At 57.3% G+C, this 20,742-nt stretch carries 20 protein-coding genes; 15 read left to right on the forward strand and 5 right to left on the reverse strand.

Annotated elements, in window-relative coordinates; genetic code table 11:
* Window positions 1-13 precede the first annotated feature (13 nt).
* The 7 genes from dapF to corA all read left to right on the forward strand — a co-directional run bounded on the left by dapF (window position 14) and on the right by corA (window position 6,702).
* On the forward strand, window positions 14-838 hold the full coding sequence (gene dapF, locus FNY10_RS25380; RefSeq protein WP_100685955.1) for a diaminopimelate epimerase: 825 nt from the start codon (window positions 14-16) through the stop codon (window positions 836-838).
* On the forward strand, window positions 835-1,542 hold the full coding sequence (locus FNY10_RS25385) for a DUF484 domain-containing protein (protein ID WP_004869595.1): 708 nt from the start codon (window positions 835-837) through the stop codon (window positions 1,540-1,542). The genes dapF and FNY10_RS25385 overlap by 4 nt, the downstream gene beginning before the upstream one ends.
* Window positions 1,539-2,441, forward strand: a complete 903-nt coding sequence (gene xerC, locus FNY10_RS25390; RefSeq protein ID WP_160704087.1) for a tyrosine recombinase XerC — start codon at window positions 1,539-1,541, stop codon at window positions 2,439-2,441. Before FNY10_RS25385 ends, xerC begins: the two co-directional genes overlap by 4 nt.
* Window positions 2,441-3,157, forward strand: coding sequence for a 5-amino-6-(5-phospho-D-ribitylamino)uracil phosphatase YigB (gene yigB, locus FNY10_RS25395; RefSeq protein WP_160704085.1), 717 nt, complete (start codon window positions 2,441-2,443; stop codon window positions 3,155-3,157). The genes xerC and yigB overlap by 1 nt, the downstream gene beginning before the upstream one ends.
* A 78-nt stretch (window positions 3,158-3,235) precedes the next feature.
* On the forward strand, window positions 3,236-5,398 hold the full coding sequence (gene uvrD / locus FNY10_RS25400; protein ID WP_131050035.1) for a DNA helicase II: 2,163 nt from the start codon (window positions 3,236-3,238) through the stop codon (window positions 5,396-5,398).
* A 148-nt stretch (window positions 5,399-5,546) separates the two neighbouring features.
* A complete protein-coding gene (gene ysgD, locus FNY10_RS27395; protein WP_407081267.1) occupies window positions 5,547-5,603 on the forward strand; it encodes a YsgD/CorL family protein in 57 nt (18 codons plus the stop codon).
* 148 nt (window positions 5,604-5,751) lie between these two features.
* Complete coding sequence (gene corA / locus FNY10_RS25405) at window positions 5,752-6,702, forward strand: magnesium/cobalt transporter CorA (RefSeq protein ID WP_100685959.1); 951 nt, start codon at window positions 5,752-5,754, stop codon at window positions 6,700-6,702.
* A 219-nt stretch (window positions 6,703-6,921) separates the two neighbouring features.
* On the opposite strand, the gene rarD is transcribed toward corA, so the two are convergent.
* Complete coding sequence (gene rarD / locus FNY10_RS25410; RefSeq protein WP_100685960.1) at window positions 6,922-7,815, reverse strand: EamA family transporter RarD; 894 nt, start codon at window positions 7,813-7,815, stop codon at window positions 6,922-6,924.
* A 49-nt stretch (window positions 7,816-7,864) separates the two neighbouring features.
* On the reverse strand, window positions 7,865-8,329 hold the full coding sequence (gene yigI / locus FNY10_RS25415) for an acyl-CoA thioesterase YigI (RefSeq protein ID WP_100685961.1): 465 nt from the start codon (window positions 8,327-8,329) through the stop codon (window positions 7,865-7,867).
* Window positions 8,330-8,485: 156 nt separating this feature from the next.
* Between yigI and pldA the strand changes: the two genes are divergently transcribed.
* The 3 genes from pldA (at window position 8,486) to rhtC (ending at window position 11,955) form a co-directional block, all read left to right on the forward strand.
* The gene (pldA, locus tag FNY10_RS25420) at window positions 8,486-9,358 is read left to right on the forward strand and encodes a phospholipase A (RefSeq protein WP_131050036.1); all 873 of its coding nucleotides are present in this window, start codon (window positions 8,486-8,488) and stop codon (window positions 9,356-9,358) included.
* Window positions 9,359-9,425: 67 nt separating this feature from the next.
* Window positions 9,426-11,252: an ATP-dependent DNA helicase RecQ gene (recQ, locus tag FNY10_RS25425; RefSeq protein ID WP_100685963.1), complete on the forward strand. Its 1,827-nt coding sequence runs from the start codon at window positions 9,426-9,428 to the stop codon at window positions 11,250-11,252.
* An 82-nt stretch (window positions 11,253-11,334) separates the two neighbouring features.
* Window positions 11,335-11,955 (forward strand): threonine export protein RhtC, encoded by a 621-nt coding sequence (gene rhtC / locus FNY10_RS25430; RefSeq protein WP_131050037.1) that lies wholly within the window; start codon window positions 11,335-11,337, stop codon window positions 11,953-11,955.
* A gap of 45 nt (window positions 11,956-12,000) precedes the next feature.
* Here rhtC and rhtB read toward each other — a convergent pair whose 3' ends face one another.
* Window positions 12,001-12,621, reverse strand: coding sequence for a homoserine/homoserine lactone efflux protein (rhtB, locus tag FNY10_RS25435; protein WP_100685965.1), 621 nt, complete (start codon window positions 12,619-12,621; stop codon window positions 12,001-12,003).
* A gap of 109 nt (window positions 12,622-12,730) precedes the next feature.
* Here rhtB and pldB point away from each other — a divergent pair, with 109 nt between their 5' ends.
* The 3 genes from pldB to FNY10_RS25450 all read left to right on the forward strand — a co-directional run bounded on the left by pldB (window position 12,731) and on the right by FNY10_RS25450 (window position 15,578).
* Window positions 12,731-13,723, forward strand: coding sequence for a lysophospholipase L2 (gene pldB, locus FNY10_RS25440; protein WP_131050038.1), 993 nt, complete (start codon window positions 12,731-12,733; stop codon window positions 13,721-13,723).
* Between the two features lie 66 nt (window positions 13,724-13,789).
* Window positions 13,790-14,590 (forward strand): sugar/pyridoxal phosphate phosphatase YigL, encoded by an 801-nt coding sequence (gene yigL / locus FNY10_RS25445; protein ID WP_100685967.1) that lies wholly within the window; start codon window positions 13,790-13,792, stop codon window positions 14,588-14,590.
* A gap of 88 nt (window positions 14,591-14,678) precedes the next feature.
* Window positions 14,679-15,578 carry a carboxylate/amino acid/amine transporter gene (locus FNY10_RS25450; protein ID WP_100685968.1) on the forward strand — a complete coding sequence of 300 codons (900 nt, stop codon included), beginning with the start codon at window positions 14,679-14,681 and terminating at the stop codon, window positions 15,576-15,578.
* On the opposite strand, the gene metR is transcribed toward FNY10_RS25450, so the two are convergent.
* Window positions 15,466-16,419, reverse strand: coding sequence for an HTH-type transcriptional regulator MetR (gene metR / locus FNY10_RS25455; protein ID WP_141965668.1), 954 nt, complete (start codon window positions 16,417-16,419; stop codon window positions 15,466-15,468). The genes FNY10_RS25450 and metR overlap by 113 nt on opposite strands.
* Window positions 16,420-16,652: 233 nt before the next feature.
* Here metR and metE point away from each other — a divergent pair, with 233 nt between their 5' ends.
* On the forward strand, window positions 16,653-18,914 hold the full coding sequence (gene metE, locus FNY10_RS25460; protein WP_141965666.1) for a 5-methyltetrahydropteroyltriglutamate--homocysteine S-methyltransferase: 2,262 nt from the start codon (window positions 16,653-16,655) through the stop codon (window positions 18,912-18,914).
* Window positions 18,915-19,068: 154 nt separating this feature from the next.
* Window positions 19,069-19,758: a transporter substrate-binding domain-containing protein gene (locus tag FNY10_RS25465; RefSeq protein ID WP_131050044.1), complete on the forward strand. Its 690-nt coding sequence runs from the start codon at window positions 19,069-19,071 to the stop codon at window positions 19,756-19,758.
* A gap of 4 nt (window positions 19,759-19,762) precedes the next feature.
* On the opposite strand, the gene FNY10_RS25470 is transcribed toward FNY10_RS25465, so the two are convergent.
* The gene (locus FNY10_RS25470; protein ID WP_100685972.1) at window positions 19,763-20,575 is read right to left on the reverse strand and encodes a dienelactone hydrolase family protein; all 813 of its coding nucleotides are present in this window, start codon (window positions 20,573-20,575) and stop codon (window positions 19,763-19,765) included.
* Window positions 20,576-20,742 lie beyond the last annotated feature (167 nt).

The following is a 20,742-nucleotide window of genomic DNA, read 5'->3' on the forward strand; positions in this document are numbered from 1 at the left end:
ACTGGAGTAGATGATGCAGTTCTCTAAAATGCATGGCCTTGGCAACGACTTTATGGTCGTTGACGCGGTAACGCAGAATGTTTTTTTCTCACCGGAGCTGATTCGCCGCCTGGCGGATCGGCATCTGGGCGTCGGTTTCGATCAGCTGCTGGTTGTTGAACCGCCTTACGATCCGGATCTGGATTTCCATTATCGTATCTTCAACGCCGACGGCAGCGAAGTGTCGCAGTGCGGCAACGGCGCGCGCTGCTTTGCCCGATTTGTCCGCTTGAAAGGCCTGACCAATAAACGTGACATCCGCGTGAGCACGGCGAACGGTCGTATGGTATTAAGCGTAACGGAAGACGATCTGGTGCGCGTCAACATGGGGGAGCCGAACTTCGAGCCCTCTCAGGTGCCATTCCGCGCCAACAAAGCGGAAAAGACCTATATTATGCGCGCCGCCGAGCAGACAGTATTGTGCGGCGTGGTGTCGATGGGGAACCCGCACTGCGTCATTCAGGTCGATAATGTTGAAACCGCGACGGTGGAAACGCTTGGCCCGGTGATGGAAAGCCACGAACGCTTCCCGGAGCGCGCCAACATCGGCTTTATGCAGGTGGTCGAGCGCGATCGTATTCGTCTGCGCGTTTATGAGCGCGGCGCCGGCGAAACTCAGGCCTGCGGCAGCGGCGCCTGTGCGGCGGTAGCCGTTGGTATCCAACAGGGACTGCTGGCCGAAGAAGTACGCGTGGAATTGCCAGGCGGGCGTCTTGATATCGCCTGGAAAGGCCCGGGCCAACCGTTGTTTATGACTGGCCCGGCGGCACATGTCTACGACGGATTTATTCACTTATGAAACAAGTCGGGGAAGAACAGCAGGAAATCACCGGCGCGCTGAATGACCGCGCGGTGGTGGACTATCTGTTGCAACATCCTGAATTTTTTATTCGTAATGCTGCACTGGTTGAGCACATGCGCGTTCCGCACCCGGTGCGCGGCTCGATCTCGCTGGTGGAATGGCACATGGTGCGGGCGCGTAACCATATCAACGTGCTGGAAGAGAACATGATGCTGTTGATGGAGCAGGCCACGGCGAATGAGAGCCTGTTCCAGCGTCTGCTGCATCTGCAGACGCGGCTGGCGGCGGCGGAAAGCCTTGATGAGATGCTGAACCGTTTTCATCGCTGGGCGCGCGAGATAGGGCTGGCGGGCGCGACAGTGCGTCTGTTTCCCGATAGCTGGCGGCTGGGCGCGCCGTCGAAATTCACTCATCTGGCGCTAAGCAGGCAGGCATTTGAGCCCATCCGCATTCAGCGTCTTGGGCAGGCTCGTCATTATCTCGGGCCGCTGCACGGGCCGGAACTGCTGGTGGTACTGCCGGAAGCGAAAGCTATCGGTTCGGTGGCGATGTCGCTGCTGGGCGGCGATGACGCCCCTGGCGTGATGCTGTTCAGCAGCCGCGATGCCCAGCATTATCAACAAGGCCAGGGAACGCAACTGCTGCAGGAAATTGCGTTAATGCTGCCGGGTCTGTTGGAGCGCTGGGTTGAACGCGCATGACCGACTCTCCCTTATTCGCCGCCGTTGACCGCTTTCTACGCTATCTGGGCGTGGAGCGTCAGCTGAGCCCGATTACGCTTCTGAACTACCGGCGTCAGCTTGATGCGCTGATAGCGCTCGCTGAACAGGCGGGGCTCAAAAGCTGGCTGCAGTGCGATGCCGCTCAGGTTCGTGGTCTGGCGGTTCGTAGCCGCAAACAGGGCCTGGGGCCGGCAAGCCTTGCGCTGCGACTTTCCGCGTTGCGCAGTTTCTTTGACTGGCTGGTGGCGCAGGGCGAGCTGGCGGCGAACCCGGCGAAAGGCATCCCGGCGCCGAAAATTCCCCGTCACTTACCGAAAAATATCGATGTCGATGACGTCAACCGGTTGCTGGATATCGATCTTAACGATCCGCTGGCGGTACGCGACCGGGCGATGCTGGAGGTGATGTATGGCGCGGGTCTGCGTCTCTCCGAGCTGGTCAATCTTGATATTAAACACCTCGATCTGGAATCCGGGGAGGTGTGGGTGATGGGCAAAGGCAGCAAAGAACGCCGCCTGCCGATTGGGCGCAGCGCGGTGGCGTGGATCGAACACTGGCTCGATTTACGCGGTCTGTTTGGCACGGATGACGATGCGCTGTTTTTATCTAAACTGGGGAAACGTATTTCCGCGCGAAATGTGCAGAAGCGCTTTGCCGAATGGGGCATTAAGCAGGGGCTGAATAGCCACGTGCATCCGCATAAACTGCGCCACTCCTTTGCCACTCATATGCTGGAGTCGAGCGGCGATCTGCGCGGTGTACAGGAGCTGCTGGGTCATGCCAATCTCTCGACGACTCAAATCTATACCCATCTTGATTTTCAACACCTTGCCTCGGTGTATGATGCGGCGCATCCGCGCGCCAAACGGGGGAAATAATGCGTTTTTACCGACCGCTGGGCCAAATTTCTGCACTGACGTTTGACCTGGACGATACCCTTTACGATAACCGCCCGGTCATCGACCGGACGCTGCAGGAGTCGCTGGCCTTTGTGCGCAGCTACCATCCGTCACTGAGCCGGTTTGATGCGAACGAGCTGCAACAGCTGCGTCAGACGCTGCTCGAAACAGAACCGGAGATTTACCACGACGTGACCGAATGGCGGCGACGTGCGCTGGTGCTGGGGATGATGAATGCCGGGCTCTCTGCCGGGCAGGCTGCCGCGGGCGCGGATGCGGCAATGGCGAATTTTGCCCACTGGAGGAGTCTTATCGAGGTGCCGCAGGAAACCCACGAGACGCTGGCCGCGCTGGCGGAGAAATGGCCGCTGGTGGCGGTGACCAACGGCAACGCGCAGCCGGAACTCTTTGGTTTGAGCGACTATTTCCGTTTTGTTCTGCGTGCCGGCCCGGACGGGCGTTCGAAACCCTTTGCCGATATGTATCACCTGGCGGCGGAGCGTCTTGATTTGCCGTTGGGACAGATACTTCACGTGGGCGATGATCTGACCACCGATGTGGCGGGCGCTATTCGCTGCGGCATGCAGGCCTGCTGGATCAAGCCGCAGGGGGCCGATCTGCTGCGCGCAACCGACAGCCGCCTGCTGCCGCACATTGAAATTTCACGGTTGGCATCTCTGACCTCGCTGATATAATCACCACTAGTTCTGTATATATTAACAGTATGCCCGGTAGACGATGCGTTGCCGGGCAGCTCATTTCCGGCGGTGCCAATGGACGTTTCTTACCTGCTCGACAGCCTCAATGATAAACAGCGCGAAGCCGTAGCCGCTTCACGCACCAATATGCTGGTTCTGGCGGGAGCGGGCAGCGGTAAGACGCGCGTTCTGGTACACCGTATTGCCTGGCTGCTGAGCGTGGAAAACTGCTCGCCGTATTCCATCATGGCGGTGACCTTTACCAACAAAGCGGCAGCGGAGATGCGCCATCGTATTGGCCAGCTGATGGGAACAACCCAGGGCGGCATGTGGGTCGGGACATTCCACGGGCTGGCGCATCGCCTGCTGCGGGCCCACCATCTGGATGCTAACCTGCCGCAAGATTTTCAAATCCTCGATAGCGAAGACCAGCTGCGTCTGCTGAAGCGTCTGATTAAGGCGATGAACCTCGACGAGAAGCAGTGGCCGCCGCGCCAGGCGATGTGGTACATCAACAGCCAGAAAGATGAAGGGCTGCGCCCGCACCATATTCAGAGCTACGGCAACCCGGTGGAACAGACCTGGCAGAAAGTGTATCAGGCCTATCAGGAAGCCTGCGATCGCGCCGGTCTGGTGGACTTTGCCGAACTGCTGCTGCGTGCGCACGAGCTGTGGCTTAATAAACCGCATATTCTCCAGCACTACCGCGAACGCTTCACCAACATCCTCGTGGATGAATTTCAGGATACCAACAACATCCAGTATGCCTGGATTCGCCTGCTGGCGGGCGATAGCGGCAAGGTGATGATTGTGGGGGATGATGACCAGTCGATCTACGGCTGGCGCGGCGCCCAGGTGGAGAATATTCAGCGTTTTCTCACCGATTTCCCCGGCGCGCAGACCATTCGCCTGGAGCAGAACTATCGCTCGACCAGCAACATCCTCAGCGCGGCCAACGCCCTGATTGAAAACAACAGCGGGCGTCTGGGCAAAAAACTGTGGACCGATGGTGCCGACGGCGAGCCTATCTCCCTCTACTGCGCGTTTAACGATCTTGATGAAGCGCGCTTTGTCGTCAATCGCATCAAAACCTGGCAGGAGAACGGCGGGGCGCTGGAGCAGTGCGCCATTCTCTACCGCAGCAACGCCCAGTCGCGCGTGCTGGAAGAGGCGCTGCTGCAGGCCAGCATGCCGTATCGTATCTATGGCGGCATGCGCTTCTTCGAACGCCAGGAGATTAAAGACGCGCTCTCTTACCTGCGCCTGATTGCCAATCGCAACGATGACGCGGCGTTTGAGCGCGTGGTCAATACGCCGACCCGCGGCATCGGCGATCGCACGCTGGACGTGGTTCGTCAAACGTCGCGCGACCGTCAGCTCACGCTGTGGCAGGCGTGCCGCGAACTGTTAAAAGACAAAGTCCTTGCCGGGCGCGCCGCCAGCGCGCTGCAACGCTTTATGGAGCTGATTGACGCCCTGGCGCAGGAAACGGCGGATATGCCGCTGCACGTGCAGACTGACCGGGTGATTAACGACTCCGGTCTGCGGATGATGTACGAGCAGGAAAAGGGCGAAAAAGGTCAAACCCGAATCGAAAACTTAGAGGAGCTGGTAACCGCAACGCGCCAGTTCAGCTACAACGATGAAGATGAAGATTTAATGCCGCTGCAGGCCTTCCTCTCTCACGCCGCGCTGGAAGCGGGTGAAGGGCAGGCGGATACCTGGCAGGATGCGGTGCAGCTGATGACCCTGCACTCGGCGAAAGGTCTGGAGTTCCCGCAGGTGTTTATCGTTGGCGTGGAAGAGGGGATGTTCCCGAGCCAGATGGCGCTGGATGAAGGTGGCCGGCTGGAGGAGGAGCGTCGTCTGGCTTACGTCGGCGTGACGCGCGCGATGCAGAAACTGACTCTCACCTATGCGGAAACCCGCCGTCTGTACGGCAAAGAGGTTTACCACCGCCCGTCGCGCTTTATCGGCGAGCTGCCGGAAGCCTGTGTGGAAGAGGTGCGCCTGCGCGCGACGGTGAGCCGTCCGGTCAGCCATCAGCGGATGGGCACGCCGCTGGCGGAAAACGATACCGGCTACAAACTGGGGCAGCGCGTACGCCATCCGAAGTTTGGCGAAGGCACCATTGTGAATCTGGAGGGCAGCGGCGAGCATAGCCGTTTGCAGGTCGCCTTCCAGGGGCAGGGTATTAAATGGTTAGTGGCGGCCTACGCTCGATTAGAAACAGTGTAACAGTAAGAAAAGTATCGTTTTTTTGTAATAATCTGCTAGCCTTATATGCTAAAGGGCAGGATTTGCTCTTTAGCGTTCCGTTGCGTGTTGACGCCGTTTTTGTGCTGGCGTAACATGCGCGCACGATTACGCTAAGAGGACATTCGCCTTGGACACACCCAGTAGACGCTGGCTCAACTTCCTGTCTGTCAGGAACAACTCCTAAGGCTATCCTCTTATGCTGATAGCCTTAGCGGTTGTCAGCGACCCGTCATACCCGTCGCTCTGAGTCAGGCTTAATGGTCTGAAACCCAAATTGTTTCTGTGTGCCCACCGAACTGTCCGATAATTTTTTTGCATTGGGAGTCCCGGTCATGCTGAGCGCATTTCAACTGGAAAATAATCGTTTAACACGCCTTGAAGCTGATGAGATCAAGCATCTTGCCAGTTCGGTGTGGGTCGATCTGGTCGAGCCCGACGACGACGAACGAAGCCGCGTGCAGACGGAATTGGGTCAGAACCTGGCAACGCGCCCGGAACTGGAAGATATCGAAGCATCGGCGCGTTTCTTCGAAGATGAAGACGGTTTACACATTCACTCCTTTTTCTTTTTTGAAGATGCGGAGGATCACGCCGGTAACTCCACCGTGGCATTTACGATTCGCGAAGGGCGCCTGTTTACCCTGCGCGAGCGTGAATTGCCGGCATTTCGCCTCTATCGCATGCGCGTTCGCAATCAGTCAATGGTTGATGGCAACGCCTATGAGCTGCTGCTGGATCTGTTCGAAACCAAAATTGAGCAGCTGGCGGATGAAATCGAAAATATCTACAGCGATCTGGAAAAACTCAGCCGCGTGATCATGGAAGGTCGTCAGGGCGATGAGTACGATGACGCGCTCTCAACGCTTGCCGAGCAGGAAGATATCGGCTGGAAAGTCCGTCTGTGTCTGATGGATACCCAGCGCGCTCTGAACTTCCTGGTGCGCAAGGCGCGTTTACCTGCGGGACAGCTGGAGCAGGCGCGCGAGATCCTGCGAGATATCGAATCCCTGCTGCCGCACAACGAATCGCTATTCCAGAAGGTCAACTTCCTGATGCAGGCGGCGATGGGCTTTATCAACATCGAGCAGAACCGCATCATCAAGATCTTCTCGGTGGTTTCCGTGGTGTTCCTGCCGCCGACGCTGGTGGCTTCCAGCTACGGGATGAACTTTGAGTTTATGCCGGAGCTGCACTGGAGCTTTGGTTACCCGGGGGCAATTGTCTTTATGATGCTTGCCGGCCTGGCGCCGTATCTCTACTTCAAGCGTAAAAACTGGCTGTAACAAGGTCTTTTTGCCCTGCTGAAAGACTGTTTAACCTTTTCCGCCGGGCGGCGGCTGACGCCTTGCCCGGCCTACAGAACGGATACCTTACCTGGCCTGTGGAACATCGCCTGTCATGCTGGTGGGAATTATCCGTAGGCCCGTGCAAGCGAAGCGCCGCCGGGCAGTTTCGGCAGCGCGCACCTTGTCAGCAAACTGGAAGGTGCTGCGGTTTTTTCGTTATGCCCCGCGCGTTCTGCGTATTGTGTAAACCGCATCCATCACGAAAATCGCCAGCGCGACCCAGATAAAGCCAAAGGTCACCATCTTATCGGCCCCCGGCACCTCTCCGTAAAATAGCACCGCCAACAGGAACATCAGCGTCGGGCCGATATACTGGAAGAATCCCAGCGTGGAAAGGCGCAGGCGGGTGGCTGCCCCGGTAAAGCACAGCAGGGGAATGGTGGTGACAACGCCTGCCGCCATCAGCAACAGGTTCAGCGACCACGGGTTCTGCCCCATATGGCTGGTTGGGCTGTCGGCGATGGCAAACAGGTATATGGCGGCGACCGGCAGAAGCCACAGGGTTTCGACTAACATCCCGGTTTGCGCGTCGACGGCGATTTTTTTACGCAGCAGCCCGTAAAAGGCAAAGCTGAACGCCAGCCCAAGACCGATAATCGGCAGCGAGCCAAAGGTCCACAGCTGTACCAGCACGCCGCAGGTGGCCAGCAGTACCGCCAGCCACTGCATCCGGCGAAAACGCTCGCCGAGGAAAATCATCCCCAGCACAATATTCACCAGCGGGTTAATGAAGTAGCCGAGACTGGCCTCCAGCATATGGTGGTTATTCACCGCCCAGATGAAGAGCAGCCAGTTGCCGCCAATCAGCACCGCCGACAGCGCCAGCAGGAAAATTTTACGCGGCATATGCAGCAGTTTTTTCACCTGTGGCCACTGGTGGCTGAGGCTGATTAACGCCAGCATAAAAAAGAATGACCAGATCACGCGATGGGTCAGGATTTCATCGGCGGGAACATAGTAGATAAGTTTGAAGTAGGCAGGTGCGATGCCCCAGATAAAATAGGCGGCGAGAGCCAGCATAATCCCCAGCCGCGTTTGTTTTGCATCCATCGGTAGAATCCGTTACGCCAAAACAATGATGTTACTTTATTTACCGCGATCAACCCACCATATACGTCGCCGTGGCGCTGGCGATATAGACCTGATCTTCGTTATGCAGCTCCACGCGGGCGACCGCGACCTTATTCCCGGCGCGTAACAGGCTGCTGGTGGCGGTAAAGTGCTCGCCGCGCCCAGGGCGCAGATAATCAACGCGCAGATCGATGGTCCCCATGCGCGACAGACGTTGGCGTAACTCTTCTTCGTTAATGGTGTCATGTCGGGTTAGCGTACTGCCTACGCACACCAGTCCTGCGGCTACATCCAGCGCGGAGGCGATGACCCCGCCATGCAGAATACTTTGCGCCCAGTTGCCAACCATCATCGGCTGGTTTTTAAAGCTGAGCTGAGCAAACTCTTTTTCGTAACGCTCCAGCTTCAGGCCTAAGGCGCGATTAAAAGGCATGTGGTAGACAAAGATTTCTCCCACCAGCTTAAGGGCGGCTTCGGCTGTGAGTTCAGACATGACAATTGTATCCATTCGTTAATGAAATGTTGATTTTATGCTTCTAAAACGGTGATTTCCACTTTCAGAACGGATAAGCGGGCGGAGAGCCCGTAAACAGGTAGAATGAATCCCGGATAAAACAGAAATAATAATCACTCATTCAGGAGAACTGTAATGCGTATCTTTTTGGCGTGGCTGTTGGCGCTTAGCGCGCTTCCGGCTGGCGTTTTGGCGCAGGATGCACCGGTTAGTCATCCCGTTCATGATACCCCTGCGGTACGCGGCAGCATTATCGCTAACCTGTTGCAGGATCATGACAATCCTTTCCTGCTGTATCCCTATGAGAGCAACTACCTGCTCTATTCGTGGAGTAGCGATATCAACAAGGAAGCGATCTCCAGCTATGACTGGGCGAAAAATGCCCGCAAGGACGAAGTGAAATTCCAGCTTAGCCTGGCGTTTCCGCTGTGGCGAGGGATCCTCGGCGAGAACTCGCTGCTCGGGGCTTCCTATACGCAGAAGTCCTGGTGGCAGCTCTCCAACAGCAAAGAGTCCGCGCCATTTCGTGAAACTAACTATGAACCGCAGCTGTTTTTGGGATTTGCTACGGATTATCAGCTTGCCGGCTGGACGTTGCGTGATGTCGAAATGGGTTACAACCACGACTCTAACGGCCGCTCGGATCCCACTTCCCGCAGCTGGAACCGCCTGTATGCCCGCCTGATGGCGCAAAATGGCAACTGGCTGGTGGAGGTGAAGCCCTGGTATGTCATCGGCAGCACCAACGATAACCCGGATATCACGAAATATATGGGCTATTATCGCCTGAAAATCGGCTATCAGTTGGGCGATGCTATCCTCAGCGCCCAGGGGCAGTATAACTGGAATACCGGCTATGGCGGTGCGGAGCTTGGGGTGAGTTATCCGATAACCAAACATGTGCGTTTCTACACTCAGGTCTACAGCGGTTACGGCGAATCACTCATCGATTATAACTTTAACCAGACCCGGGTTGGCGTCGGGGTGATGCTCAACGATCTGTTTTAATCGTTGCACTCTGGCTCACTGGCGCTGAAAATAGCGCCTGTTTTCTTTTCAGGCAGACGGGGTCAACGTGGCGCAGGCGGAAGTATTGAATCAAACATTGCTGGCAAAGCAGGTTTTACAGGAAACCTTCGGTTACCAGCAGTTTCGCCCAGGCCAGGAAACCATTATCGATACGGCGCTGGGCGGGCGCGACTGCCTGGTCGTCATGCCGACCGGCGGCGGCAAATCGCTGTGCTATCAGGTGCCAGCGCTGGTGCTTGGCGGCCTGACGGTGGTGGTATCGCCGCTGATCTCGCTGATGAAAGATCAGGTCGACCAACTGCTGGCCAACGGCGTGGCCGCCGCCTGCCTTAACTCGACCCAGAGCCGCGAGCAGCAGCAGGAGGTCATGGCCGGCTGCCGCAGTGGGCAGATTCGTCTGCTGTATATCGCCCCCGAGCGCTTGATGCTGGATAATTTCCTTGAGCATCTCAGCCACTGGAACCTGGCAATGGTGGCGGTGGATGAAGCGCACTGTATTTCCCAGTGGGGGCATGATTTCCGTCCTGAATATGCCGCCCTGGGCCAACTGCGCCAGCGCGTGCCGCAGATTCCGTTTATGGCGTTAACCGCCACCGCCGATGACACCACCCGCCGGGATATCGTGCGTCTGCTGGGGCTGAACGACCCGCTGATTCAGGTCAGCAGCTTCGACCGCCCGAATATCCGCTACATGCTGATGGAGAAGTTTAAACCGCTCGATCAGCTGATGCGCTACGTGCAGGACCAGCGCGGCAAATCGGGCATTATCTACTGCAACAGCCGTTCGAAAGTGGAAGATACCGCCGCCCGTCTGCAAAGCCGCGGAATCAGCGCGGCGGCCTATCATGCCGGGCTGGAGAATGACATTCGTGCGGATGTGCAGGAGAAATTCCAGCGCGACGATCTGCAAATCGTGGTGGCCACGGTCGCTTTCGGCATGGGGATCAATAAACCCAACGTCCGCTTCGTGGTGCACTTCGACATTCCCCGTAATATTGAATCCTACTACCAGGAAACCGGTCGCGCCGGGCGCGATGGTCTGCCGGCGGAAGCGATGCTGTTTTACGATCCGGCCGACATGGCGTGGCTGCGTCGCTGTCTGGAGGAGAAGCCCGCCGGGCCGCTGCAGGACATTGAACGCCACAAGCTGAACGCAATGGGCGCGTTTGCCGAAGCGCAAACCTGTCGCCGTCTGGTGCTGCTCAACTATTTTGGCGAAGGGCGCCAGGAAGCGTGCGGCAACTGCGATATCTGCCTCGATCCGCCAAAACAGTATGACGGGTTAATGGACGCGCGTAAGGCGCTCTCGACCATTTACCGCGTGAACCAACGCTTCGGTATGGGCTACGTGGTGGAGGTCCTGCGCGGGGCCAATAATCAGCGTATCCGCGAGATGGCGCATGACAAGCTGCCGGTCTACGGCATCGGTCGGGAACAGAGCCATGAACACTGGGTCAGCGTGATTCGTCAGCTGATTCATCTTGGCCTGGTCACGCAAAATATCGCCCAGCATTCGGCGCTACAGCTGACCGAAGCCGCACGTCCGGTACTGCGTGGCGAGGTTCCGCTGCAGCTCGCCGTTCCGCGTATCGTGGCGTTGAAGCCGAAGGCGATGCAAAAATCCTTCGGCGGCAATTATGACCGCAAGCTGTTCGCCAAGCTGCGCAAGTTGCGTAAAGCGATTGCCGATGAGGAAAATATCCCGCCGTACGTCGTCTTTAACGACGCGACGCTGATCGAAATGGCGGAGCAGTCGCCGATAACCGCCGGTGAGATGCTGAGCGTGAACGGCGTCGGTACGCGAAAACTGGAGCGTTTCGGCAAAGAGTTTATGGCGCTGATCCGCGCGCACATTGATGGTGAAGATGAGTAGTCAGCCGGGTGAAAAAGTGTCAGGATAGTTTCGAACTACACTATATTCCTGCTAAATATTACCGATAGATTAGGGTTCAATCATGCTGATGCTTTTCCTCACCGTCGCGCTGGTGCATATCATTGCGCTGATGAGTCCAGGTCCGGACTTTTTCTTTGTTTCTCAGACCGCCGTTAGCCGTTCTCGTAAAGAGGCGATGATGGGCGTGCTGGGGATTACCTGTGGCGTGATGGTCTGGGCGGGCGTCGCGCTGCTTGGCCTGCACCTGATTATCGAAAAAATGGCCTGGCTGCATACCATTATCATGGTCGGCGGCGGCTTATACCTGTGCTGGATGGGCTATCAGATGCTGCGCGGCGCGCTGAAGAAAAGCGATGCGCCGGCGGCGGAGCCGCAGGTCGAGCTGGCCCGCAGCGGGCGCAGCTTCCTCAAAGGGCTGCTGACCAACCTCGCCAACCCTAAAGCGATTATCTATTTTGGTTCTGTCTTCTCACTGTTTGTCGGCGATAGCGTCGGCACGGGCGAGCGCTGGGGGATTTTCCTGCTGATCGTTCTGGAAACGCTGGTCTGGTTTACCATCGTGGCCAGCCTGTTCGCTTTACCGGCCATGCGTCGTGGTTACCAGCGGATGGCAAAATGGATCGACGGCATTGCCGGTACGCTGTTTGCCGGCTTCGGCATCCATCTGATCATTTCGCGCTAAGCGCGGATTTTCCCGGTTTGCTGAAGGCAAACCGGGCCTCTCCCGTCAGGCATGGCGTGCGGAAGCCAACAGCGCGCCTACCAGCATAAACAACGATCCGAAGATTTTGTTCAGCGCCTTCATCTGTTTCGGCCCCTTAATCCACGCGGCAATACGCTGCGCCAGCGTCGCGTAGCCAATCATCACGATGATATCCACCACGATAGTGGTGACGCCGAGTACCAGATACTGCATGACCTGCGGTTGATGCGGCACGATAAACTGCGGGAACAGGGCCGCGAGAAAGACAATGCTTTTCGGGTTGGTCAGGTTGACGAAAACCGCGCGCTGGAACAGTTTTCCGCGCGTTTGCGCCTTTGCCAGGGTATTAAGATTGAGCGATCCCGCCGCGCGCCACTGCTGAATCCCCAGCCAGATAAGGTAAGCCGCCCCGGCCCACTTCAGCACTTCGAAGGCCAGCACCGAGCGGGAAAACAGCGTTCCCAGGCCGATACCAACGAGGATGATATGAATCGCCAGCCCGGTTTGTAATCCGGCAATCGAGGCCGCCGCGCCGCGGTAGCCGTGGTTGATCGAGGTCGTCATGGTATTGATGGCCCCGGAACCCGGCGACAGGCTGAGGATAATGGATGTCAGCAGATAGGCGAACCACCACTCGAACGTCATGAGAAACTCCCTGATTGTCTGTTTTTATGCCACAATACGCTATTGCGTAAGCATTGTGTGATACGCGATAAAAAAACGATTTTCAGTGGTTAACAGGGGTGTAAGCCCGATGTTTCGGCAGCAAAAGGATTGGGATACACGAGAAAACGCGTTTGCGGCTTTTACGATGGGGCCGCTCACCGATTTCTGGCATCAGCGGGAAGAGGCGGAATTCAGGGGCGTAGACGATGTCCCGGTCCGTTTTGTTCGCTTTTGCGCCAAAGATAACGACCGGGTCGTGGTCATCTGTCCGGGGCGTATTGAAAGCTACGTTAAATATGCCGAGCTGGCTTACGATCTTTTCCACAGCGGTTTTGACGTGATGATTATCGACCATCGCGGTCAGGGGCGATCCGGGCGAATATTGACCGACAGCCATCGCGGCCACGTAGTGCGCTTTAGCGATTATGTCGACGATCTGGCCGCGCTCTGGCAGCAGGAAGTTGCCCCCGGCCACTGGCGAAAACGGTTTATCCTTGCGCATTCGATGGGGGGCGCCATCGCGACGCTGTTTTTGCAGCGCCACCAACAGCATTGCGACGCCATTGCGCTGTGCGCGCCCATGTTTGGGATCGTGATGCGTTTCCCGGACTGGATGGTGCGCCATATTCTCGATTGGGCTGAGGGCCATCAGCGCATTCGTGAAGAGTATGCGCTGGGTACCGGTCGCTGGCGGGCGCTGCCTTTTTCGGTCAACGTGCTGACGCACAGTCGCCAACGCTATCGCCGTAATCTGCGCTTCTATGCCGATGAACCGCAGCTACGCGTCGGCGGGCCAACCTACCACTGGGTGCGCGAGGGGATCCTCGCCGGAGAAGAAGCGCTGGCGGGCGTAGAGAAAGACACCACTCCCACATTGTTATTGCAGGCAGAAGAAGAACGTGTGGTCGATAACCGCATGCACGAACGCTACTGCGCACTCCGTGCCGCGGCAGGTCGGCCCTGCGAAGGTAATAAGCCGCTTGTCATCGAAGGGGCATACCATGAGATCCTTTTTGAAAAGGACGCTATGCGCTCAGTCGCGCTGAATGCCATCGTCGATTTTTTTGGTCGACATAATTAGAGCCTGATGGGCCTGGCTCTTAATCCGGCGAAACGCTCGTCGCTCTGCTTAGAGGTTAAAATTTTTATGTACCAGGTTGTTGCGTCTGACTTAGATGGCACGCTGCTTTCCCCCGATCACTACTTAACTCCCTACGCAAAAGAGACGCTGCAGCTGCTGACCGCGCGCGGGATCGATTTTGTCTTCGCAACCGGCCGTCATTACATCGATGTCGGTCAGATTCGCGATAATCTCGGCATTCAATCCTACATGATCACCTCCAACGGCGCGCGCGTGCACGACGGCGAGGGAAAACAGATCTTTGCCCATAACCTTGACCGCGACATCGCAGCCGATCTGTTTGAAATGATGCGCAATGACCCGAAAGTGGTGACCAACGTCTACCGCGAAGACGAGTGGTATATGAACCGTCATCGCCCGGAAGAGATGCGTTTTTTCAAAGAAGCCGTGTTCAACTACAAGCTCTACGAAGCGGGCGAGCTTGATCCGGACGGGATCAGCAAAGTATTTTTCACCTGCGAAGATCATGAGCATCTGCTGCCGCTGGAGCAGGCGATCAACGCCCGCTGGGGCGATCGCGTGAACGTCAGCTTCTCCACGCTGACCTGCCTGGAAGTGATGGCCGGGGGCGTGTCGAAGGGGCATGCGCTGGAAGCGGTTGCTAAAATGCTGGGCTATCGCCTGCAAGACTGCATCGCTTTCGGCGATGGCATGAACGACGCAGAAATGCTGTCGATGGCGGGCAAAGGCTGCATCATGCAGAATGCTCACCAGCGGCTGAAAGACCTGCATCCGGATCTGGAGGTGATCGGCAGCAACGCTGACGATGCGGTGCCGCACTATTTGCGTAAGCTCTATCTCGCCTGATAAAGATTGACGACTGTTTGTTTACCGACCAGTTGTCAACCTGACTCTTCGCTACAATGAGTGCACTTCTTCCTGAGAGACATTCATTGTGGCGCTACTGATTATTACCACTATCCTGTGGGCTTTTTCCTTTAGCCTGATAGGCGAATACCTGGCAGGTAGCGTTGATAGCTACTTTTCCGTGCTCATGCGCGTGGGGCTGGCGGCGCTGGTGTTCCTGCCGTTTCTGCGTACCCGCGGGCAATCGCCGCGTACTATCGTGCTCTACATGCTGGTCGGCGCGATGCAGCTTGGCATCATGTACCTGCTGGCATTCCGCGCCTATGTGTACCTGACGGTTTCTGAATTCCTGCTGTTTACCGTTTTTACGCCGCTTTATATCACGCTGATTTACGATTTGCTGAGCGGACGCAAGCTCCGCTGGGGATATCTGCTGAGCGCGGGACTGGCGGTACTGGGCGCGGCGATTATTCGCTATGACAAAGTGAGCGATCATTTCTGGACCGGGCTGCTGCTGGTTCAGCTGTCGAACCTCAGTTTTGCTATCGGCATGGTGGGCTATAAGCGCCTGATGGAGTTGCGTCCGATGCCGCAGCACAACGCCTTTGCGTGGTTCTATATGGGGGCTTTCCTGGTGGCGGTAGCGGCCTGGTTTATGCTGGGCAATCCGCAGCGGTTGCCAACCACCACCCTACAGTGGGGCGTGCTGGTCTGGCTGGGCGTGGCGGCGTCGGGGCTGGGCTACTTTATGTGGAACTACGGAGCCACGCAGGTGGATGCCGGAACGCTGGGCATTATGAATAACGTGCACGTGCCAGCCGGGCTGCTGGTTAACCTTGCAATATGGCAGGAGCAGCCCCACTGGCCGAGCTTTATTACAGGGGCTCTGGTGATCCTGGCCTCACTGTGGGTCCATCGCCGTTGGGTCGCTCCGCACTCCGGACAAAGGGCAAATGATCGCAAGCGTGATTCCGCGCTGAGCGAATAAACGCTTCGGTGACCGGCTGACGCTGTTCGCCGTCGCGTACCGCGGCGTACAATCGGCTCCACAGTCCTTCGCCCAGGGTTTTGGTGACCACCAGACCCTGGCGCTCAAAACTTTCCACCACCCAGTGCGGCAGGGCAGCGATGCCCATCCGCGCGGCGACCATCTGGATTAACAGCAGGGTATTATCAACGCTTTTGAGCTGCGGGCTGATACCGGCCGGCTGCAGGAAGTGGCGCCAGATATCCAGGCGACTGCGTTGAACCGGATAAATCAACAGCAGTTCCGACGCCAGATCTTCCGGCGCGATGCGCGTTTTCGCCGCCAGCGGATGCTCCGGCGCCAGCACCAGACGGACTTCATAATCAAACATTGGCGAATAGTGCAGGCCGCTACGCGGCAGGATATCGGACGTCATGACCAGATCCAGCTCACTTTGCTGCAGGGCGGGCTGCGGGTCAAAGGTGACGCCAGACTGGAAATCCACTTCGACGTGCGGCCAGCGGGCGCGGAAACTCTCCAGCGCCGGAGTCAGCCATTGAATACAGCTATGACACTCGATAGCGATGCGCAGGCGGGTTTGCTGCGGCTCGTGGCAGTCCTGCAACGCACGGCTGATTTGCGGCAGAACCTGGTTTGCCAGTTGCAGCAGGATCTCCCCCTGCGGCGTGAAGCGCAGAGGCTGACTTTTACGTACAAACAAGCGGAAGCCAAGGCGCTGTTCCAGATCGCTGAACTGGTGAGACAAGGCGGACTGGGTTTGATGCAGTGCTGCCGCAGCGCCTGCCAGAGACCCGCTGTTCCGCAACGCCTGTAGCGTTTTCAGGTGTTTAATTTCGATCATGAAAGTCCTTCACTTCGGCATGAATAATTTGCGCTTGAGGAATATACAGTACCTGTCAATTATGGATGTGTAAACATCTGGATGGCTAAATCCTGTGTCTTTCGAATTTATGGTGCGTTGGCTGCGCTTGCTCACCCCGGTCACTTACATGAGTAAGCTCCCGGGAATGATCAAGTTTGCCGCCTTCCCTAAATCCGAAATCCTTCGGATTAAAAAATTATGAGGTCTTAAAAATGACAATTATTAATCACACCCTCGGTTTCCCCCGCGTTGGCCTGCGTCGGGAGTTGAAAAAAGCGCAAGAGAGCTACTGGGCGGGTAACTCGACCCGCGAAGAACTGCTGGCGGTGGGCCGCGAGCTGCGCGCCCGCCACTGGGGGCAGCAGCAGCAAGCGGGCGTTGACCTGCTGCCGGTGGGCGATTTCGCCTGGTACGACCATGTTCTGACCACCAGCCTGCTACTGGGTAACGTGCCGGCTCGTCATCAGAACAAAGATGGCTCGGTTGATATCGATACCCTGTTCCGCATTGGCCGCGGCCGTGCGCCGACCGGCGAACCGGCGGCAGCGGCAGAAATGACCAAATGGTTTAACACCAACTACCACTACATGGTGCCAGAGTTCACCAAAGGCCAGCAGTTTAAGCTGACCTGGACCCAGCTGCTGGATGAAGTGGACGAAGCGCTGGCGCTGGGTCATAAGATTAAACCCGTCCTGCTGGGACCGGTGACTTATCTGTGGCTCGGCAAAGTAAAAGGCGAACAGTTTGACCGCCTGAGTCTGCTGAACGACATTCTGCCGGTTTATCTGCAGGTGCTGGCTGAGCTGGCAAAACGCGGTATCGAGTGGGTGCAGATTGACGAGCCGGCTCTGGTGCTGGAGCTGCCGCAGGCGTGGCTGGATGCGTTTAAACCAGCGTATGACGCGCTCGCAGGTCAGGTTAAGCTGCTGCTGACCACCTACTTTGAAGGCATCACCGCTAACCTCGACACCATCACCGCGCTGCCGGTACAGGGCCTGCATGTTGACCTGGTTCACGGTAAAGATAATGTGGCCGATCTGCACCAGCGTCTGCCAGCCGACTGGCTGCTCTCTGCGGGCCTGATCAATGGCCGCAACGTCTGGCGCGCCGACCTGACGGAGAAGTATGCGCAAATTAAAGATATCGTCGGTAAGCGCGAATTGTGGGTTGCCTCTTCCTGTTCTCTGCTGCATAGCCCGATCGATCTGAGCGTGGAAACCCGCCTCGATGCGGAAGTGAAAAGCTGGTTCGCCTTCGCCCTGCAAAAATGTGCCGAGCTGGCCCTGCTGCGCGATGCGCTAAACAGCGGCGATACGGCGAAACTGGTGGAATGGAGCGCGCCGATTCAGGCTCGCCGCCACTCAACCCGCGTGCATAATGCCGCAGTGGAAAAACGCCTGGCGGCGATTACCGCACAGGACAGCCAGCGTAACAGCCCTTATGCAGAACGCGCCCAGGCGCAGCGCGCGCGCTTTAATCTGCCAGCGTGGCCGACCACGACCATCGGCTCTTTCCCACAAACTACCGAGATCCGCGGCCTGCGCCTGGACTTCAAAAAAGGCAACCTGGATGCGAACAACTACCGCACCGGTATCGCTGAACACATCAGGCAGGCGATTGTAGAGCAGGAACGTTTAGGGTTGGATGTTCTGGTTCACGGCGAAGCCGAGCGTAATGACATGGTGGAGTACTTCGGTGAACACCTCGACGGGTTCATCTTCACGCAAAATGGCTGGGTACAGAGCTACGGTTCCCGCTGCGTGAAGCCGCCGGTGGTTATCGGCGATGTCAGCCGCCCGGAAGCGATCACCGTTGAGTGGGCGAAGTTTGCCCAGTCGCTGACCGACAAACCGGTGAAAGGCATGCTGACCGGTCCGGTGACCATCCTGTGCTGGTCCTTCCCGCGTGAAGATGTCAGCCGCGAAACTATCGCTAAGCAGATTGCGCTGGCGCTGCGTGATGAAGTGGCGGATCTGGAGGCCGCCGGTATCGGTATCATCCAGATTGATGAACCGGCGCTGCGTGAAGGCCTGCCGCTCAAGCGTAGCGACTGGGATGCTTACCTGCGGTGGGGCGTGGAAGCCTTCCGGATCAATGCCGCGGTGGCGCGGGATGATACCCAGATCCACACCCATATGTGTTACTGCGAGTTCAACGACATCATGGATTCGATTGCCGCGCTGGATGCAGACGTGATTACCATCGAAACCTCGCGTTCTGACATGGAGCTGCTGGAGTCGTTTGAAGAGTTCGAATACCCGAATGAAATCGGGCCGGGCGTGTATGACATCCATTCACCGAACGTCCCGAGCGTGGAGTGGATTGAAGCGCTGCTGGCGAAAGCGGCGCAGCGTATCCCGGCGGAACGTCTGTGGGTTAACCCGGACTGCGGCCTGAAAACCCGCGGCTGGCCGGAAACCCGCGCCGCACTGGCCAATATGGTGAAAGCCGCGCAGAACCTGCGCCAGGCATAATTCTGTCACCCCCGTCCCGGAGGAGGCTCAGGCCTCCTCTTCTTTTGTCTTTTTTGTTCCGTACCGGCAAATGCACCGTTCAACCTGCGGAGTTTCCCCGTCTGGGCTACGCTTAGCTGCACTGAGCAAGCACTGATATTCCCGGGGGAGAATGATGACCAGGCTCGACGATCCGCAGCGGTCTTTATGTTTTGCTATTAATCTGGGGAACCCGGTTCTCGCCACGCTATTGCCGGATAACACCCCTGGCGGCATCACCGCCGAGTTAGCCAAAAAACTGGCCGCTGAATGCGGTTGCGAGGCGCGGTTTGTGACCTGGCCGACGGCCGGAAAAGTGGTTGAGGCGGCCCCACTGGATCAGTGGGATATTGCTTTCCTGGCAATTGATCCCGCGCGTGAAGACCAGCTGTGCTTCACCCCGCCCTATGTCACGATTGAAAGTTCATTGCTGGTCAGAAACGACAGCGATATCCACTCCGTACAAGAGATGGATCGCCCGGGCGTGACGATTAACGTCGGGAAAGGGGCGGCCTATGAACTGTATCTGATTCGAACGTTACGCCAGGCGACGATGCAGCAATACGCGACCTCCCAGGAGGCAATCCGCGCGTTTATCGCCGGGGAAGGGGACATGGTTGCCGGGATCCGTCAACCGCTTGCCAGCGTGGCGCGGGAATATCCGCAGTTTCACCTGTTGCCTGATAGCTTCAGCCAGATACAGCAAGCGATTTGCGTTCCCCGGAACAGGCTACAGCACTATGAATTTGTCTGTGGTTGCCTGGCGGCATGGATGAATGACGGAACGATCGCCGATATGATTAACCGCCATATCGGCAACCGTTAGCGGCTTACGCGCGCTTCCCGCCATACTGGGCAAACCACGCCAGCATGCGCTGCCAGCCGTCTTTGGCCGACTCTTCATGATAGCTGGCGCGATAATCGGCGTTAAAGGCGTGATCGGCTTGTGGGTAGACGATGATCTCCGCTTTGGCGTTGGCCGCGCGAAGCGCCTGGCGCATGGTTTCCACCGTATCCTGCGGAATGCTGGCGTCTTTGCCACCGTACAACCCCAGCACCGGCGCGTTGAGATCAACGGCGATATCCAGCGGATATTTCGCTGAGTTCAGGGTTTTCTGCCCGACCAGCTTCCCGTACCAGGCGACAGCGGCTTTCAGCTGCGGGTTGTGGGCGGCATAAAGCCAGGTAATGCGTCCACCCCAGCAGAAGCCGGTGATCAGCAGACGATGAGCATCGCCTCCGTGGCGTGCGGCCCAGCTGGCGACATGGTCGAGGTCGGCCAGCACCTGCGCATCCGGCACTTTGCTGACCAGTTCCTGGAACAGGGTGGGGATATCGGTATAGTCATTCGGATCGCCCTGGCGGAAGTAGAGCTCTGGTGCGATAGCCAGATACCCCTCCTGCGCCAGGCGGCGGCAAATGTCGCGGATATGTTCATGGACGCCGAAAATTTCCTGAACAACGATAACGACCGGGAGCAGGCCATCGGCATTCTTCGGACGAGCATGATACGCCGGCATGTGCTCTCCCTGGGTGGGGATCGACGTTTCGCCTGTGGTGATGCTCTCCTCCGAGGTATGAACGGCGGTAGAAGCGTGTGGTGTGGCTGCAGGCGCAAAGCCAGGTTGCTTGGTTGTGGTCATGGTATTCTCCGTACCCTTATTTATTAGCGCATCGATAACTATAGACGCTATCGACCGGACGTTAACAAAGCACAGTGCCTGAAACAGGCTATCTTTTGTTCAGACCCGCTGAATATAACTTGTTAATGTGACGACTATCACTTTTTGATGGAAAATCATTGCAATGA

Origin of the sequence: Klebsiella sp. Lac1 (genome assembly GCF_009825425.1) — a bacterium.
Lineage (GTDB): Bacteria > Pseudomonadota > Gammaproteobacteria > Enterobacterales > Enterobacteriaceae > Klebsiella > Klebsiella electrica.